This window comes from Rhizobium laguerreae, from assembly GCF_002008165.1.
Lineage (GTDB): Bacteria > Pseudomonadota > Alphaproteobacteria > Rhizobiales > Rhizobiaceae > Rhizobium > Rhizobium laguerreae.
In genome coordinates this window covers 25,046-39,229 of record NZ_MRDM01000008.1, presented here as the reverse complement: position 1 = coordinate 39,229, position 14,184 = coordinate 25,046, and the positions used below count along the sequence as shown (strand labels likewise).

General features: G+C 62.7%; 14 protein-coding genes. 8 read left to right on the top strand and 6 right to left on the bottom strand.

What is annotated here, in order from left to right; genetic code table 11:
• Nucleotides 1–93 precede the first annotated feature (93 nt).
• Nucleotides 94–780: an ArsR/SmtB family transcription factor gene (locus tag BS630_RS04925; RefSeq protein ID WP_077976501.1), complete on the bottom strand. Its 687-nt coding sequence runs from the start codon at nucleotides 778–780 to the stop codon at nucleotides 94–96.
• Between the two features lie 72 nt (nucleotides 781–852).
• On the opposite strand from BS630_RS04925, the gene BS630_RS04920 reads away from it, so the two are divergent.
• The 3 genes from BS630_RS04920 (at nucleotide 853) to BS630_RS04910 (ending at nucleotide 2,838) form a co-directional block, all read left to right on the top strand.
• A complete protein-coding gene (locus BS630_RS04920; RefSeq protein ID WP_077976500.1) occupies nucleotides 853–1,182 on the top strand; it encodes an NIPSNAP family protein in 330 nt (109 codons plus the stop codon).
• Entirely contained in the window at nucleotides 1,179–1,529 is a 351-nt protein-coding gene (locus BS630_RS04915; RefSeq protein WP_077976499.1) for an antibiotic biosynthesis monooxygenase family protein, read from the top strand. The genes BS630_RS04920 and BS630_RS04915 overlap by 4 nt, the downstream gene beginning before the upstream one ends.
• Before the next feature lie 142 nt (nucleotides 1,530–1,671).
• Complete coding sequence (locus BS630_RS04910; protein WP_077976498.1) at nucleotides 1,672–2,838, top strand: site-specific DNA-methyltransferase; 1,167 nt, start codon at nucleotides 1,672–1,674, stop codon at nucleotides 2,836–2,838.
• A 111-nt stretch (nucleotides 2,839–2,949) separates the two neighbouring features.
• Here BS630_RS04910 and BS630_RS04905 read toward each other — a convergent pair whose 3' ends face one another.
• Genes BS630_RS04905 through mutY form a run of 3 tightly spaced genes read right to left on the bottom strand, consistent with a single transcriptional unit; the run spans nucleotide 2,950 to nucleotide 5,041 of the window.
• Nucleotides 2,950–3,315 carry a nuclear transport factor 2 family protein gene (locus BS630_RS04905; RefSeq protein ID WP_077976497.1) on the bottom strand — a complete coding sequence of 122 codons (366 nt, stop codon included), beginning with the start codon at nucleotides 3,313–3,315 and terminating at the stop codon, nucleotides 2,950–2,952.
• Nucleotides 3,316–3,320: 5 nt separating this feature from the next.
• The gene (locus BS630_RS04900; RefSeq protein WP_077976690.1) at nucleotides 3,321–3,935 is read right to left on the bottom strand and encodes an HAD family hydrolase; all 615 of its coding nucleotides are present in this window, start codon (nucleotides 3,933–3,935) and stop codon (nucleotides 3,321–3,323) included.
• A gap of 2 nt (nucleotides 3,936–3,937) precedes the next feature.
• Nucleotides 3,938–5,041: an A/G-specific adenine glycosylase gene (gene mutY / locus BS630_RS04895; protein WP_077976496.1), complete on the bottom strand. Its 1,104-nt coding sequence runs from the start codon at nucleotides 5,039–5,041 to the stop codon at nucleotides 3,938–3,940.
• A 96-nt stretch (nucleotides 5,042–5,137) separates the two neighbouring features.
• On the opposite strand from mutY, the gene BS630_RS04890 reads away from it, so the two are divergent.
• Nucleotides 5,138–5,635, top strand: a complete 498-nt coding sequence (locus BS630_RS04890) for a DUF721 domain-containing protein (RefSeq protein WP_077976495.1) — start codon at nucleotides 5,138–5,140, stop codon at nucleotides 5,633–5,635.
• 27 nt (nucleotides 5,636–5,662) lie between these two features.
• Here the strand turns inward: BS630_RS04890 and BS630_RS04885 are convergent, their stop codons facing one another.
• Nucleotides 5,663–6,028: a hypothetical protein gene (locus BS630_RS04885; protein WP_077976494.1), complete on the bottom strand. Its 366-nt coding sequence runs from the start codon at nucleotides 6,026–6,028 to the stop codon at nucleotides 5,663–5,665.
• Nucleotides 6,029–6,086: 58 nt separating this feature from the next.
• Here BS630_RS04885 and relB point away from each other — a divergent pair, with 58 nt between their 5' ends.
• The 3 genes from relB to BS630_RS04870 all read left to right on the top strand — a co-directional run bounded on the left by relB (nucleotide 6,087) and on the right by BS630_RS04870 (nucleotide 10,828).
• Nucleotides 6,087–6,311 carry a type II toxin-antitoxin system RelB family antitoxin gene (gene relB / locus BS630_RS04880; protein WP_077976493.1) on the top strand — a complete coding sequence of 75 codons (225 nt, stop codon included), beginning with the start codon at nucleotides 6,087–6,089 and terminating at the stop codon, nucleotides 6,309–6,311.
• 188 nt (nucleotides 6,312–6,499) lie between these two features.
• Complete coding sequence (locus BS630_RS04875; RefSeq protein ID WP_376774620.1) at nucleotides 6,500–7,270, top strand: DsbA family protein; 771 nt, start codon at nucleotides 6,500–6,502, stop codon at nucleotides 7,268–7,270.
• Nucleotides 7,271–7,366: 96 nt separating this feature from the next.
• Nucleotides 7,367–10,828, top strand: a complete 3,462-nt coding sequence (locus BS630_RS04870) for a chromosome segregation SMC family protein (RefSeq protein WP_077976491.1) — start codon at nucleotides 7,367–7,369, stop codon at nucleotides 10,826–10,828.
• 216 nt (nucleotides 10,829–11,044) lie between these two features.
• Here the strand turns inward: BS630_RS04870 and BS630_RS36340 are convergent, their stop codons facing one another.
• Complete coding sequence (locus tag BS630_RS36340) at nucleotides 11,045–11,401, bottom strand: hypothetical protein (RefSeq protein WP_131642497.1); 357 nt, start codon at nucleotides 11,399–11,401, stop codon at nucleotides 11,045–11,047.
• A 62-nt stretch (nucleotides 11,402–11,463) separates the two neighbouring features.
• Between BS630_RS36340 and ppdK the strand changes: the two genes are divergently transcribed.
• Nucleotides 11,464–14,172, top strand: coding sequence for a pyruvate, phosphate dikinase (gene ppdK, locus BS630_RS04865; protein WP_077976490.1), 2,709 nt, complete (start codon nucleotides 11,464–11,466; stop codon nucleotides 14,170–14,172).
• Nucleotides 14,173–14,184 lie beyond the last annotated feature (12 nt).

Genomic DNA, 14,184 nt, shown 5'->3' with positions numbered 1-14,184 from the left:
GGCGTTCTGAGGCAGTGGCGCAATGGGAGGCGGCGAGGGGACAGGGAGGTGGCGCTGCGACTGCGTTCAAAGGCTTTTGCAGATTCGTATAACCTACGCATCGACCGGAAAAAGCTTCAGAAACTGCCGGTCGCCCTCCGGCGAAAATAGGATCGAGCGGCTTTCCGCCGTGCGCCGCGCCCAGCCTTTGTCGAGGAAGCTTGAAAGCAGGGCCTTGCCGAGGCTGCCGGCGAGGTGGGCGCGTCTTTCGCTCCAGTCGAGGCAGGAGCGGCAGAGCGGCCGGCGCGACGATCTGAGGTCGCTAACATCGATGCCGATGCATTGGAGATCGCTTTCGCCCTTTTCCGTCAGCGCCAGGCCATCGCCGACCGCGTCGATCGAACCTGATGCAATCAGGCTGTCGAGCATGCGCACGCCGTAATCGCCGGCAAGATGATCGTAGCAGATGCGCGCCTTGCGCAGCGCCGGCTCCTTCGGCCCCGGCTGGTGGCGCAGATGTCCGCGTCCGGCGGCAAAGCCCATCATGCTTTCGATCAGCCGGGCGACGGCCTCGTCGGCCAGCGTGAAATAGCGGTGGCGCCCCTGCTTGCGCTGGGTTAGCAGCCCGCCGGCTTCGAGCTTGGCGAGATGCGTGCTCGCCGTCTGCACGGTGATGCCGCCGACGCCGGCAAGCTCGGTCGCCGTCAGCGCCCGGCCGCCGGTGAGCGCCGCCAGCATGTTGGCACGCGCCGGATCGCCGATGAGCGCGCCGATCTGCGCAATGTCTGGGCCTTCCTTCATACTTTGATCGTAACCGAAGCATCGCCGTCAGGCAATGTGCGAAAACGGGTGGGCAGCCAAAGGAGAAACGATATGATCACCTGCTTCATCCGTTACGAGATCGACCCCTTCAAGAAGGAGGCGTTTGCCGAATATGCCCGCAACTGGGGCCAGGCGATTCCGAAGAATGGCGCCGACCTGATCGGCTATTACGGCCCGCACGAGGGATCGGCAACGACCGCTTACGGCGTCTATAATATCGAGAGCCTCGCCGCCTACGAAGCCTATCGCGCTAGGCTGGCTGCCGACCCGCTCGGCCGCGAGAATTATGATTTTGCCAAACGCGAAGGCTTCATCCTCAAAGAGGATCGCATCTTTCTGAAGAATGTCTCCGCCCCTCACGCCAAGCTGGTGCTGCCATGATCGCCGTCATCTTCGAAGTCGTGCCCTATATGGGCGAACGCCACAAATATCTGGATCTCGCCGGCGAGTTGCGCGGCGAACTCGAAAAGATCGACGGCTTCATCTCGATCGAGCGTTTCGAGAGCCTGACGACCCGCGGCAAGCTGCTGTCGCTCTCCTTCTTCCGCGACGAGGCGGCGGTCAAGGAGTGGCGAAATCTCGAGTCTCACCGGGCAGCCCAGCAGGCCGGCCGCGGCGGCATCTTCGCCGATTATCGCCTGCGCATCGCCAGTGTCGTCCGCGATTACGGCATGTTCGAACGCGATGAGGCGCCGGCCGACAGCCGCAAGATTCACGATGCGGCGTGACGCGTGGCGGCTGCAAAGTCTGCCGCTCACTCGCTGGCCGCCCGAATAAATTCCCGAAATCGGCCACCGCTTCAGGCTTTGGTAACTAAGTTGCGTAACCATAACGGACAGTTAAGCGTAGAGCGTATGAGTGAGTATTTAAATGGCATCAGTTTTTCCGCTTGCCGACCTCAAGGCTTCCGTCAAGTCGGATTCCCGGCAGGGATCCCGGTCGGATTCTTGGCCGGCTTCTTGGGTCGACACGATCATCAAGGGCGATTGCGTCAGCGCCCTTGAAGCTTTGCCCAGCCACTCCGTCGACATCATCTTTGCCGATCCGCCGTATAATCTCCAACTCGGCGGAACGCTGCATCGTCCCGATCAGTCGCTGGTCGATGCGGTCGATGACGAATGGGATCAGTTCGCCTCCTTCGAGGCCTATGACGCTTTTACTCGCGCCTGGCTGCTGGCTTGCCGCCGCGTGCTGAAGCCGACAGGCTCGATCTGGGTGATCGGCTCCTACCACAATATCTTCCGTGTCGGCGCCACGCTGCAGGATCTGAATTTCTGGATCCTCAACGACATCATCTGGCGCAAGACCAACCCCATGCCGAATTTCAAGGGCCGCCGTTTCCAGAACGCCCATGAGACGATGATCTGGGCAAGCCCCAGCGCCAAGGCCAAGGGCTATACTTTCAATTACGATGCGCTGAAGGCCGCCAATGACGACGTGCAGATGCGCTCCGACTGGCTCTTCCCGATCTGCAACGGCAGCGAGCGGCTGAAGGGCGAGGACGGCAAGAAGGCGCATCCAACGCAGAAGCCGGAAGCGCTGCTTGCCCGTGTTATCATGGCCTCGACCAAGCCCGGCGATATCGTGCTCGATCCCTTCTTCGGCTCGGGAACGACGGGTGCGGTCGCCAAGCGTCTCGGCCGTCACTTCGTCGGCATCGAGCGTGAGCAGGATTATATCGATGCGGCCTCGGCCCGCATCGCCGCCGTTGAGCCGCTCGGCAAGGCGGAACTGACCGTCATGACCGGCAAGAAGGCCGAAGTGCGTGTCGCCTTCAACGTGCTTGTTGAAAGCGGCCTGATCAATCCCGGCCAGGTGCTTACCGACGCCAAGCGCCGCTATAGCGCGATTGTCCGCGCCGACGGCACGGTAGCATCCGGTGGCGAGGCCGGCTCCATTCATCGTCTCGGCGCCAAGGTGCAGGGGCTCGATGCATGCAACGGATGGACCTTCTGGCATTTCGAAGACGGGCAGTCCCTGCGCCCGATCGACGATCTCAGGTCCGTCATCCGCAGTGATCTGGCAAAGGCGGAGTGAGCACCGCCTTCGCGAGATCGAGATACCTTCTTCCGGTTTCCTCCAGTTGCGGAAGAAGGCTAAGACGCCCGGAGTTTGAGCTCCGGGCGTCTTCTATTCAAGAATACCATTTCAGAAGTCGCGATAATCGGTGACCTCGACCCTTGTGACGCGGCCTTCCGCGTTGAAGGTGATCGTCTCCTCACCCTCGCGGATCAGCGGCTTGCCCGTCTTGCTGTGGGTGGCGCGCACCGACCAGACCGACCGGCCGGATTGGGCCGTCAATGTTTCCACCAGCGAATTTTCCGCCGTCTGATCGGGATAGTCGTCGAAATAACGCCGGAAGGCCGCCATGATCTCAGCTCGGCCGGTGAGATCGCCGACGCCGTTCGAGACATAGGTCGCATCCTCGGCGAAATAATTCTCGATCGCCGGAAAATCGAGAGCGTTGATCGCGGCGTGAAAACGTTCGATTTCTTCTGCGGGATCGAAAGCCATGGATGTCAGACCTTCACCCCATAGCCGGCGAGATCGCTGCGCAGCTTTTCCGCACCCGAAAACAGCACTGCATTCCAGCCGAAGGCCTTGGCGCCTTCGACATTAACAGGCGCGTCGTCGATGAAGATCGTCGCTGCCGGATCGAGGCCGAAGCTTTTCGTATGCGTCTCGTAGATCGCGATATCGGGCTTGATCAGGCCGACATCGCCGGAAACCGTGACGCCGCGCGGTTTGGTCAGGAAGGGGAAGCGCGCCTGCGCCTCGCGGAACGTGTCGGAGGCGAAGTTGGTCAGCATCGTCACGTCGCGCCCTTCGGCAATCAGCCCTTCCATGATCGCGACGCTGTCGTCATAGGCGTGTGGCACCATCTCGTGCCAATATTTGCGGAAGGCGCGGATATGCTCCTCGCAGGCAGGGTGCTGTTTTATCAGCAGCGCTTCGGCCTCCGCCCAGGTGCGGCCGCGGTCCTGCTCGATGTTCCAGTCATGGGTGCAGATATTGGCGAAGAACCAGTGGCGCTCGGTCTCGTCAGGGATGAGGCGACTGAAAGGAAGATGCGGATCGTAATGAATAAGGACTTTGCCGATGTCGAAAACGATATGTCTTATGTCGGTGGTCATGGTCATCCCTTGGATGTTTTAAACGCGAGAGGAATAGCCGCTGCGATCGCTTTTTTCATGATGGTTGGTAAGGCCTGGGCTTCAAGATTTGTAACCGGCTCCCACCATCCGTCATTCGTGCCGTCATCCATGGCAACCTTGGCAGCGATGGCCGCACGCCAGATCGAAAGCCTGAGCTCGAAATGGGTGAAGACATGGATGACGGTGCCAGCGGCCTGCCATGCCGCTTCGAAGGGCGCGGCGGCAGCTGAGGTTTCGCCGTCGATGCGCGCCGTCCACGCCGTCGTCGGCACCTCCGTCATGCCGCCGAGCAGGCCGCTGTCGATGCGCCGTCTGAGCAGGATCTCGCCGTCACCTGTTACCGCGATGAAGGCCGCGCCATATCTGACCGGCTTCTCTTTCTTCGCCGCCTTGACCGGAAAGAGCTCCGGATCGGAAAGCTTCAGCGCCGCGCAGGCACCGCGGAACGGACAGAGCGAACAGGCCGGCCGCTTCGGCGTGCAGATCGTCGCGCCGAGATCCATCATCGCCTGGGCGAAATCGCCGGGCCGATCGGCGGGCGTCAACAGCGCCACCTTCTCCTTCATCGCCGGCTTTGCGGCCGGAAGCGGCGTGTCGATCGCATAGAGCCTGGAGATCACCCGCTCGACATTGCCGTCCATGACTGCCGCCTGGCGGTTGAAGGCGATGGCCGCGACGGCGGCGGCCGTATAGTCGCCGATGCCGGGGAGCGACTTGAGACCCTCTTCGGTATCGGGAAAGATGCCGCCATGCTCTTTCGCCACCGCTTCGGCGCATTTCTTCAGGTTGCGGGCCCGCGCGTAATAGCCAAGCCCCGCCCAGGCGGCCATCACCGCGTCGTTTTCGGCCGCGGCAAGATCGGTCACCTCGGGCCAGCGCTGGAGAAACCGCTCGAAATAGGGTTTGACCGCCTGCACCGTCGTCTGCTGCAGCATCACCTCGGACAGCCAGACGCGATAGGGATCGGCCTTGACGCCGCGGGCCGCCATGCCGGGTGAAACGCGCCAGGGCAGGTCGCGGTGGTGGCGATCGTACCAGTCGAGCAGGGGCTTTGCTAAGGGCGTGTCGAGTGTGGTGATCGTCATGATTTGCCGCGATGGGGGGAAGTGCCTATACTTGGCGAAGCAATGCCGTGCGATCAAGTCGCCTGTGCGAATTGGCGGCGTCGCTGAAGGGTTTCGATGAGTTATCCACGCAAAGGTGCAAAGCAGATCTCCGAGCTGACGAACGGGCTGATCGATCCCGTGCTTGCCCGGCGCGCCGGCATCAACACGGCGCTGCTCGGCTCGTGGAGCGAAATTGCCGGCGAGGATTTCGCCGATTGTACCCGGCCGGAAAAGATCGCCTGGGCCCGCGGCGGCAATGAGACCGGCGGCTTCCGCCCCGGCGTACTGACGATTGCCTGCGAAGGCGCGCGCGCGCTGTTCCTCACCCATGCCCAGGGAGAACTCATCCAGCGCATCAACAGCTTCTTCGGCTTTGCCGCCGTCCACCAGATCCGCATCGTCCAGAAGCCGGTCTCACAAGCCACCCGCCGCTCCCGCACCCCGCCGCCGCTGAAGGGCGAAGCCGCCCGCAAGCTCGAAGGCATGATGGAGGGGATAGAGAACGACAAGCTGCGCCAGGCGATTCAGCGTTTGGGCACGGCGGTGATGGGGAAACGGGGGAATCAACGCTGATGAGCAAAACGCCCTATCTCCGCATGCTTAGTTTTTTGATCCTGCTTCGACAAGCTCGCGGGTAACAGCAAATTCCATCCTGCCCGAGATTGAGCCATAAGGCTCGCACTGCGTGATCGCATCAGCGATCAACGGGGCTGCCGTTTTTTCCCATTCGGATGGCGGTGTTCGGAAGTTGATGGATAAAAAGTCGGCAGATCCATCCTTGATGACCGCTACAATCAGGAAGCTATAAGCACTCGGCGCGTCCGCAGGCAGCTTTAGACATTTAAGCATCTGGTTGAAAGCAATACTACCGCTGTCTTCAGCCGCGACCACGCTCTTGACGTTTATGGCCAATGCGACAGATGTAATAAGAACGTAATAGAGAAAAGTCTTAGTCAACGAATGTATTCAAATATCCCTCTGAATAATCGTCTGCTATACTTGTACAGCAGACGGGAGAAAAATCATGCTGGTCTTGCAGTTGCCCCCTGATATCGAAGCGCGGCTGATTGAGCTTTCGAGGCGTACCGGCCGCAGCAAGAGCTTCTATGCGCGGCAAGCCATCCTCGCGCATCTCGACGACCTCGAGGATGTCTATCTTTCCGAAAAACGCCTGGAAGAGCTTCGTCAGGGCGAGAGCGATACCGTGCCGCTGGCCGAGCTGTTGGCGCGTCATGGCTTGGACAACTGAGTTTCATCGAGCAGCCGATACGAGGTGGGCCGCCGCCTCGATGTAATCCTGCAATTTTTGGTCTAGTCGTCCCACCACGGTCACAATTCTTTGAAGGAAGTTGGCGAACCGTGCCTTGTGAGTGGCCGCCAGCCGTTATATCGCACAGTCATGCCGTCAATCTCACTATCTATGGGGAATCCATGCAGATGTCCGAAATGCAACTGACGAAACGCCGCCTGCTCAGCGGTATCGCCATCGCCGCAGCTGCCGTAGTGCTTGTCGCCTGCAACGACAGCAACGACGCTGCCGATGCTTCGTCCTCCGGCAAGACCATGGCTGATGGCACCAATGTCGACACCATGCAGACGGCGGCCACCTCGGCGACCGAAATGCCGGAGTCCGACGGCGATGTCGACATGGCCGAAGTGCTGAAGCCCGGCGTGCTGCCGGAAATGGCGCTCGGCAAGGCCGATGCCCCGGTCAAGATCGTCGAATACATGTCGATGACCTGCCCGCATTGCGCCCATTTCCACAACACCGTTTTCGACACGATCAAGCAGAAATATGTCGACAGCGGCAAGGTGCAGTTCATCATCCGCGAATTCCCCTTCGACCCGCGCGCCGCCGCTGCCTTCATGCTCGCCCGCTGCAATTCTTCCAATCCGGAGCAGTTGAGCACGCCGGAACAGTATTTCCCGATGGTTTCGATGCTCTTCAAGCAGCAGCAGGTCTGGGCCGCCGCCGACGATGGCCGCGCCGCACTGCTGCAGATGTCGAAGCTTGCCGGATTTACTGAGGATAGCTTCACGAAATGCTTGACGAACCAGAAGCTTCTGGATGAAGTGAGCGCCACGCGGGAAAGAGGTTCCAAGGATTTCGGCGTCAACGCCACCCCGACTTTCCTGATCAATGGCAAGCGCTACTCTGGAGACATGCCGGTTGACACTTTGTCGAAGCTCATCGACAGCCTGCTCTGAACCGGATCGTTTCGATAGAACGGGCGACGGCGAAAGCCGTGCGCCTGTTTTTTTGTGGCTGCATGACGAGCCCGCCCCGCGCCCCGGAGCGGCTGCATGAAGTTCAACAAGCTGCGCCTGGTCGGCTTCAAATCCTTCGTCGAACCGACGGAATTCATCATCGAGCGCGGGCTGACCGGCGTTGTCGGGCCGAATGGCTGCGGCAAGTCGAACCTGGTCGAGGCGCTGCGCTGGGTGATGGGCGAGAATTCCTACAAGAACATGCGTGCCTCCGGCATGGACGACGTGATCTTCTCGGGTTCCGGCAACCGCCCGGCGCGCAACACTGCGGAGGTGGCGCTCTATCTCGACAATGCCGAGCGCACCGCGCCTGCCGCCTTCAACGACAGCGACGAGATCCAGGTCACCCGCCGCATCGAGCGTGAACAGGGCTCGCTCTATCGCATCAACGGCAAGGAAAGCCGCGCCAAGGACGTGCAGCTGTTGTTTGCCGATGCCTCCACCGGCGCGCGGTCGCCCTCGATGGTCGGGCAGGGGCGCATCGGCGAGCTGATCCAGGCCAAGCCGCAGGCCCGCCGCCAGCTGCTGGAAGAGGCGGCCGGCATTTCCGGCCTGCATTCCCGCCGCCACGAGGCTGAGCTGCGGCTGCGCGCCGCCGAAGGCAATCTCGAGCGTCTCGACGACGTCACCTCGCAGCTCGAAAGCCAGATCGAAAGCCTGAAGCGCCAGGCGCGCCAGGCAAACCGCTTCAAGACGCTGTCTGCCGATATCCGCGCCCGCGAGGCGATGCTGCTGCATATCCGCTGGGTGCAGGCGAAGGAGGCCGAGGCCGAGGCCGACAGCGCGCTGAACCAGGCGACCTCCGTCGTCGCCGAAAAGGCGCAGATGCAGATGGAGGCGGCGAAGAACCAAGCTATCGCCAGCTTCAAGCTGCCGGAACTGCGCGAGGGCGAGGCGCGCGCGGCTGCCGCCCTGCAGCGCCTGCAGATCGCCAGAAGCCAGCTGGAGGAAGATGCCGGCCGCATCCTGCGCCGCCGCGACGAGCTGACCCGCCGTCTCGCTCAGCTTGCCGAGGATATAAGTCGCGAGCAGCGGCTGGTGGCCGACAATGCCGTCATCCTGGCGAGACTCGACGCCGAAGAGGCGGAGATTTCGGAAATTCTCGCCGATTCCGGCCGTTATGCCGAGGAAACCCGCGAGGCCTTCGAGGGCGCGGCGGCAAAACTTGCCGACAGCGAGCGCATCTTCACCCAGCTGACGGCCGAGCGCGCCGAGGCTGCCGCCGGCCGCAACCAGCTGGAACGCGCCATCCGCGATCTCGCCGACCGCCGGATGCGCCTCGAACGCCAGATGGATGAGGCAAACCACGAACTGTCAGCCATCGGCGAGAAGATCGCCGGCCTGCCCGATCCCGACGAAAAACGCGCCATCGTCGAGGCCGGCGAAATCGCCGTCGCCGATGCGGAAGCCGCGGTCCAGGCGGTCGACCAGGCGCTGGCTAGCGCCCGCCAGACCGAGGCGCTGTCGCGTGCGCCGGTCGAGCAGGCCCGCTCCAGCCTGAATGCGCTGGAGACCGAGGCCCGGACCATTTCCCGCATGCTCGCCGCCGGTGCCGCGGCCGGCAAATTTCCGCCGGTTGCCGACGAGCTGAAGGTCGACCGCGGCTTCGAAACCGCACTCGGTGCCGCCTTCGGCGACGATCTCGAATCGCCGCTCGATGCCGAGGCGCCAGCCCATTGGTCGGACAATGGTGATGGTGCTGCCGATCCCGCCCTTCCATCCGGTGTTGCGCCGCTGCTTGCCCATGTCCGCGCACCCGCAGCACTCACCCGCCGCCTGCGCCAGATCGGCCTGGTGGCGGAAGGCGATGCCGGTTCGCTGATGGCGGCGCTGAAACCCGGCCAGCGGCTGGTGACGAAAGAGGGCGCGGTCTATCGCTGGGACGGCCATGTCACCGGTGCCGACGCCCCGAGTGCGGCCGCCCTTCGGTTGGCCCAGAAGAACCGCCTAGCCGAGCTCGAAGGCGAAGCCATTCTTGCCCGCGACGTGCTTGCCGAAGCCGAAGAGCGGCAGGCAGCCGCTGCCGAAGCGATCCGCGCCGAGGAGCGCCGACTTGCCGAGGCGCGCGACATGAGCCGCCTGTCGGCGCGTCATTTGGCCGAAGCGCGCGACGCTCTCGTTGCCGCCGAGCGTGCCTCCGGCGATCTGATCCGCCGCCGCGATGTTGTCAGCGAGGCCGCCAGCCAGCTGCGGTCGCAGCTGGAGGAGATCGCTATCCAGGAAGAGACTGCCCGCATCGAGCTGGAGGACGCGCCCGATCTGACTGATATCGACGAGCGGCTGCGCTTCCAGCAGGCGGAAGTTGCGACCGATCGCGGCGCGCTGGCCGAAAGCCGCGCCCGCCATGAAAGCCTGGCGAGGGAAAACGAGGCCCGCCAGCGCCGCATCATGGCGATCGGCCAGGAGCGCGAGACCTGGCGCCAGCGGGCGGCAAGTGCCGAAGACCATGTCGCGACACTGCGCGAGCGCGAGGAAGAGGCGCGCGAAGAGGCAGCCGAGCTCGAACTGGCGCCGGATGAATTCGATGACAAGCGCCGCGCCCTGCTCAGCGAATTGCAGAAGGCCGAGGAGGCGCGCCGCCAGGCGAGCGACCTTCTGGCCGAGGCCGAACGCATCCAGCGCGAGGCCGACCAGAAGGCGACGACGGCCCTGTCGGAACTTGCCGAATGCCGTGAACGCCGCGGCCGCGCCGAGGAGCGCCTGGTTTCGGCCCGCGAGAAGCGGCAGGAAAGCGAAGGCCGCATCCGCGAGGTGCTGAACGTCGCCCCGCACGAGGCGCTGCAGTTGACGGGGCGGCCGACCATGCAGGCGCTTCCCGATCCGCGCGAAGTCGAGCGCGAGCTGGAACGTTTAAGGATCGAGCGCGAGCGGCTGGGCGCCGTCAACCTGCGCGCCGACGAGGAACAGAAGGAGCTGAGCGAAAAGCTCGAAGCGCTGATCAAGGAACGCGACGACGTCATCGATGCGATCCGCAAGCTGCGCGGCGCCATCCAGAGCCTCAACCGCGAGGGCCGCGAACGGCTGATCGCCGCCTTCGACATCGTCAACGCCCAGTTCCAGCGGCTGTTCACCCATCTTTTCGGCGGCGGTACCGCCGAGCTGCAGCTGATCGAATCCGACGATCCGCTGGAAGCCGGCCTCGAAATCCTCGCCCGCCCGCCCGGCAAGAAGCCGCAGACCATGACGCTGCTCTCCGGCGGCGAACAGGCGCTGACGGCAATGGCACTGATCTTTGCCGTCTTCCTCACCAATCCGGCGCCGATCTGCGTGCTCGACGAAGTGGACGCGCCGCTCGACGACCACAATGTCGAGCGCTACTGCAATCTGATGGACGAAATGGCGGCTTCGACCGAAACCCGCTTCGTCATCATCACCCACAATCCGATCACCATGGCCCGCATGAACCGCCTGTTCGGCGTCACCATGGCCGAGCAGGGCGTCTCCCAGCTGGTCTCCGTCGACCTGCAAATGGCCGAGCGCCTGCGCGAAATTGCCTAGCCGGCCCTCGCAAACGAGCTCGACGGTCTTCCGGGGACTGCGCAAGGGCAACGCAATTTCCGTAAAGCTATGGCGCGGTTTTACGCCCAGAAATTGCGTAAAATCAAGGGCTGAGCAATAAACACCAAAAAAGGTCGGCTCTGTTGTCGCTTGTACCCCATTTGGGTGATGCTCTTTTCGCTGACTTGCATTAGAAGTTGTTTCAACGCAACCTAATTACTCTGCTCGAAAACGGGCGATCAACGGTTGCGCATTGTCGAATTTGCGTGCGGTTTTCCGGGCGAGGGCAAGAACCGGAAACCGAGAGCAAATCTTGGGAAATAGCGATCTATTTTCCCAGGAATTGCGTAAGACGCGGTCAGAGCGGTTCTGTTTTGAGAAAAAGCTGAGCCGTTTTTGGGTTGAGGGACCCCCCGTCCGGTTTTCCTGGCCGGACGGAAACAAGGCTTTGCGGGACATTGTTGCAGTCCCGCAAAGCTTTTTTTGTGCCTTGTTGGCTGTTTTGGCACCTTTCAATCGTTTCGACTCCGGCCGCGGCCAAGATTTATTGTGCAGCGCAACATTCTGCCGCATTTGTCGATTTTCATTTCAACACCAACGGATTAAGCTGATCCCGATTTGGTGTTGGGGGGAAGATGACCAAGTGGGTCTATAGGTTCGGCGACGGGCAGGCTGAGGGCCGGGCGCGCGATCACGGGATTCTGGGCGGCAAGGGCGCCAATCTCGCGGAAATGTGCGCCCTCGGACTTCCGGTGCCGCCGGGGCTGACGATCGTCAGCGACGCCTGCAACACCTATTACAAGAACGGCCGCCACATCGAGAATGCGGTGAAGGCTGAGGTGCGCGCCGGCATAGCGGCGATCGAGGCAATCACCGGCCGCCGCTTCGGCTCCGTCAGCCAGCCGCTGCTCTTATCGGTGCGCTCCGGCGCCCGTGTCTCCATGCCGGGCATGATGGACACGGTGCTCAATCTCGGCCTCAACGACGAGACGGTGCAGGCGCTCGGCCATGATGCCGGTGATGCGCGTTTTGCCTGGGATAGCTACCGCCGCTTCATCCAGATGTATGCCGATGTCGTCATGGGTCTCGGCAACGACGCCTTCGAGGAGATCCTGGAAGACGAGAAGGCCAAGCTCGGCCATGAATTCGATACCGAACTCAGCGCCTCGGAATGGCAGCATATCGTCTCCCTCTACAAGAAGCTGATCGAGGAGGAGCTGGAGCAGGAATTCCCGCAGGATCCCGAAGTCCAGCTTTGGGGCGCTGTCGGCGCCGTCTTTTCCAGCTGGATGAGTGCCCGCGCCGTTACCTACCGCCAGCTCCACAATATTCCGGAAGCTTGGGGCACGGCGATCAACATCCAGGCGATGGTCTTCGGCAATCTCGGTAATAGCTCCGCCACCGGCGTCGCCTTCACCCGCAACCCCTCGACGGGCGAGAGGGCGCTTTACGGCGAATTCCTGGTCAATGCCCAGGGCGAGGATGTCGTGGCCGGCATCCGGACGCCGCAAAGCATCACCGAGGAGGGGCGAATTTCCTCCGGCTCCGAAAAACCCTCGATGGAAAAGCTGATGCCGGAGGCGTTTCGCGAGCTCTGCCGCATCTGCACCGATCTCGAAATCCATTACCGTGACATGCAGGATATCGAATTCACCATCGAGCGCGGCAAGCTGTGGATGCTGCAGACCCGCTCGGCCAAGCGCTCGACCCGGGCGGCAATGAAGATCGCCGTCGACATGGTCGACGAGGGGGTGATCACCGAGGACGAGGCGGTGCTGCGCATCGAGCCTTCCAGCCTCGACCAGTTGCTGCATCCCACAATCGATCCGCGCGTCACCCGCCAGGTGATCGGTAGCGGGCTGCCGGCTTCGCCCGGCGCTGCCACCGGCGCCATCGTCTTTACCGCCGAAGAGGCGGTCGAGGCGGAAGCCGAAGGCCGCAAGGTCATTCTGCTGAGGGTCGAGACCAGCCCCGAGGATATTCACGGCATGCATGCCGCCGAAGGCATTCTGACGACCCGCGGCGGCATGACCAGCCATGCGGCTGTCGTTGCGCGCGGCATGGGCATCCCCTGCGTTGTCGGCGCCGGCACCATGCGCATCGACGTGCGCAACGAGCGGCTGCTCGGCGTCGGCGTGACGCTCAAGAAGGGCGATATCATCACCATCGACGGCTCGGCCGGCCAGGTGCTGAAGGGCGAAGTGCCGATGATCCAACCGGAGCTGTCTGGCGATTTCGGCCGCATCATGGGCTGGGCCGACCGCGCCCGGCGCATGACGGTGCGCACCAATGCCGATACGCCGGCCGATGCGCTGGCTGCCCGCTCCTTCGGCGCCGAAGGCATCGGCCTTTGCCGCACCGAGCACATGTTCTTCGAGGGCGAGCGCATCCACGTGATGCGCGAGATGATCCTGGCTGTCGACGAGAAGGGCAGGCGGGTGGCGCTCGACAAGCTGCTGCCGATGCAGCGGCTGGATTTCACCGGCCTCTTCACCGTAATGCACGGCCTGCCGGTGACGATCCGCCTGCTCGATCCGCCGCTGCACGAATTCCTGCCGAAGACCGATGACGAGGTGGCCGAAGTCGCCTTCGCCATGGGCATGGAGGCATCCGTGCTTCGCCAACGCGTCGATGCGCTGCACGAGTTCAATCCGATGCTCGGCCATCGCGGCTGCCGGCTGGCGATCTCCTATCCCGAAATCGTCGAGATGCAGGCCCGCGCCATTTTCGAGGCTGCGGTCGCCGCAGCCAAGGAGACCGGGGCTGCCGTCGTGCCGGAGATCATGGTGCCGCTCGTCGGCCTGCGCACCGAACTCGATTACGTCAAGGCGCGCATCGACGAGGTCGCCGGCGACGTCATGCGCGAGGCCGGTATGAAGATCGATTATCTCGTCGGCACGATGATCGAGCTGCCGCGTGCGGCCCTCCGCGCCCATGTGATTGCCGAAGCCGCCGAATTCTTCTCCTTCGGCACCAACGACCTGACGCAGACGACCTTCGGCATCTCGCGCGACGACGCCTCGGCCTTCATCCCCACCTATCAGCGCAAGGGCATCATCGAGCACGATCCCTTCATCTCGCTCGATTTCGACGGCGTCGGCGAATTGATCAGCATCGCCGCCGAACGCGGCCGGCGCACCCGCAACGACATGAAGCTCGGCATCTGCGGCGAACATGGCGGCGACCCGGCCTCGATCCGCTTCTGCGAAACGATCGGCCTCGACTATGTCTCCTGCTCGCCCTTCCGCGTGCCGATCGCGAGACTTGCGGCAGCGCAGGCGGTGATTGCAGGCAATCTGGAAGAGATCAGGCGCGGTCCGAAAGACCTGCGGGCGAGCTTGTAAAATATCGGTGGA

Excerpts from the sequence above, each read along its gene's own strand:
- BS630_RS04900 (WP_077976690.1), bottom strand. The coding sequence starts at position 3,935 with ATGACCACCGACATAAGACATATCGTTTTCGACATCGGCAAAGTCCTT.
- BS630_RS04910 (WP_077976498.1), top strand. The coding sequence starts at position 1,672 with ATGGCATCAGTTTTTCCGCTTGCCGACCTCAAGGCTTCCGTCAAGTCG.
- BS630_RS04920 (WP_077976500.1), top strand. The coding sequence starts at position 853 with ATGATCACCTGCTTCATCCGTTACGAGATCGACCCCTTCAAGAAGGAG.
- ppdK (WP_077976490.1), top strand. The coding sequence starts at position 11,464 with ATGACCAAGTGGGTCTATAGGTTCGGCGACGGGCAGGCTGAGGGCCGG.
- BS630_RS04915 (WP_077976499.1), top strand. The coding sequence starts at position 1,179 with ATGATCGCCGTCATCTTCGAAGTCGTGCCCTATATGGGCGAACGCCAC.
- BS630_RS04875 (WP_376774620.1), top strand. The coding sequence starts at position 6,500 with ATGTCCGAAATGCAACTGACGAAACGCCGCCTGCTCAGCGGTATCGCC.
- BS630_RS04870 (WP_077976491.1), top strand. The coding sequence starts at position 7,367 with ATGAAGTTCAACAAGCTGCGCCTGGTCGGCTTCAAATCCTTCGTCGAA.
- relB (WP_077976493.1), top strand. The coding sequence starts at position 6,087 with ATGCTGGTCTTGCAGTTGCCCCCTGATATCGAAGCGCGGCTGATTGAG.
- BS630_RS04925 (WP_077976501.1), bottom strand. The coding sequence starts at position 780 with ATGAAGGAAGGCCCAGACATTGCGCAGATCGGCGCGCTCATCGGCGAT.
- mutY (WP_077976496.1), bottom strand. The coding sequence starts at position 5,041 with ATGACGATCACCACACTCGACACGCCCTTAGCAAAGCCCCTGCTCGAC.
- BS630_RS04905 (WP_077976497.1), bottom strand. The coding sequence starts at position 3,315 with ATGGCTTTCGATCCCGCAGAAGAAATCGAACGTTTTCACGCCGCGATC.
- BS630_RS36340 (WP_131642497.1), bottom strand. The coding sequence starts at position 11,401 with ATGCGGCAGAATGTTGCGCTGCACAATAAATCTTGGCCGCGGCCGGAG.
- BS630_RS04890 (WP_077976495.1), top strand. The coding sequence starts at position 5,138 with ATGAGTTATCCACGCAAAGGTGCAAAGCAGATCTCCGAGCTGACGAAC.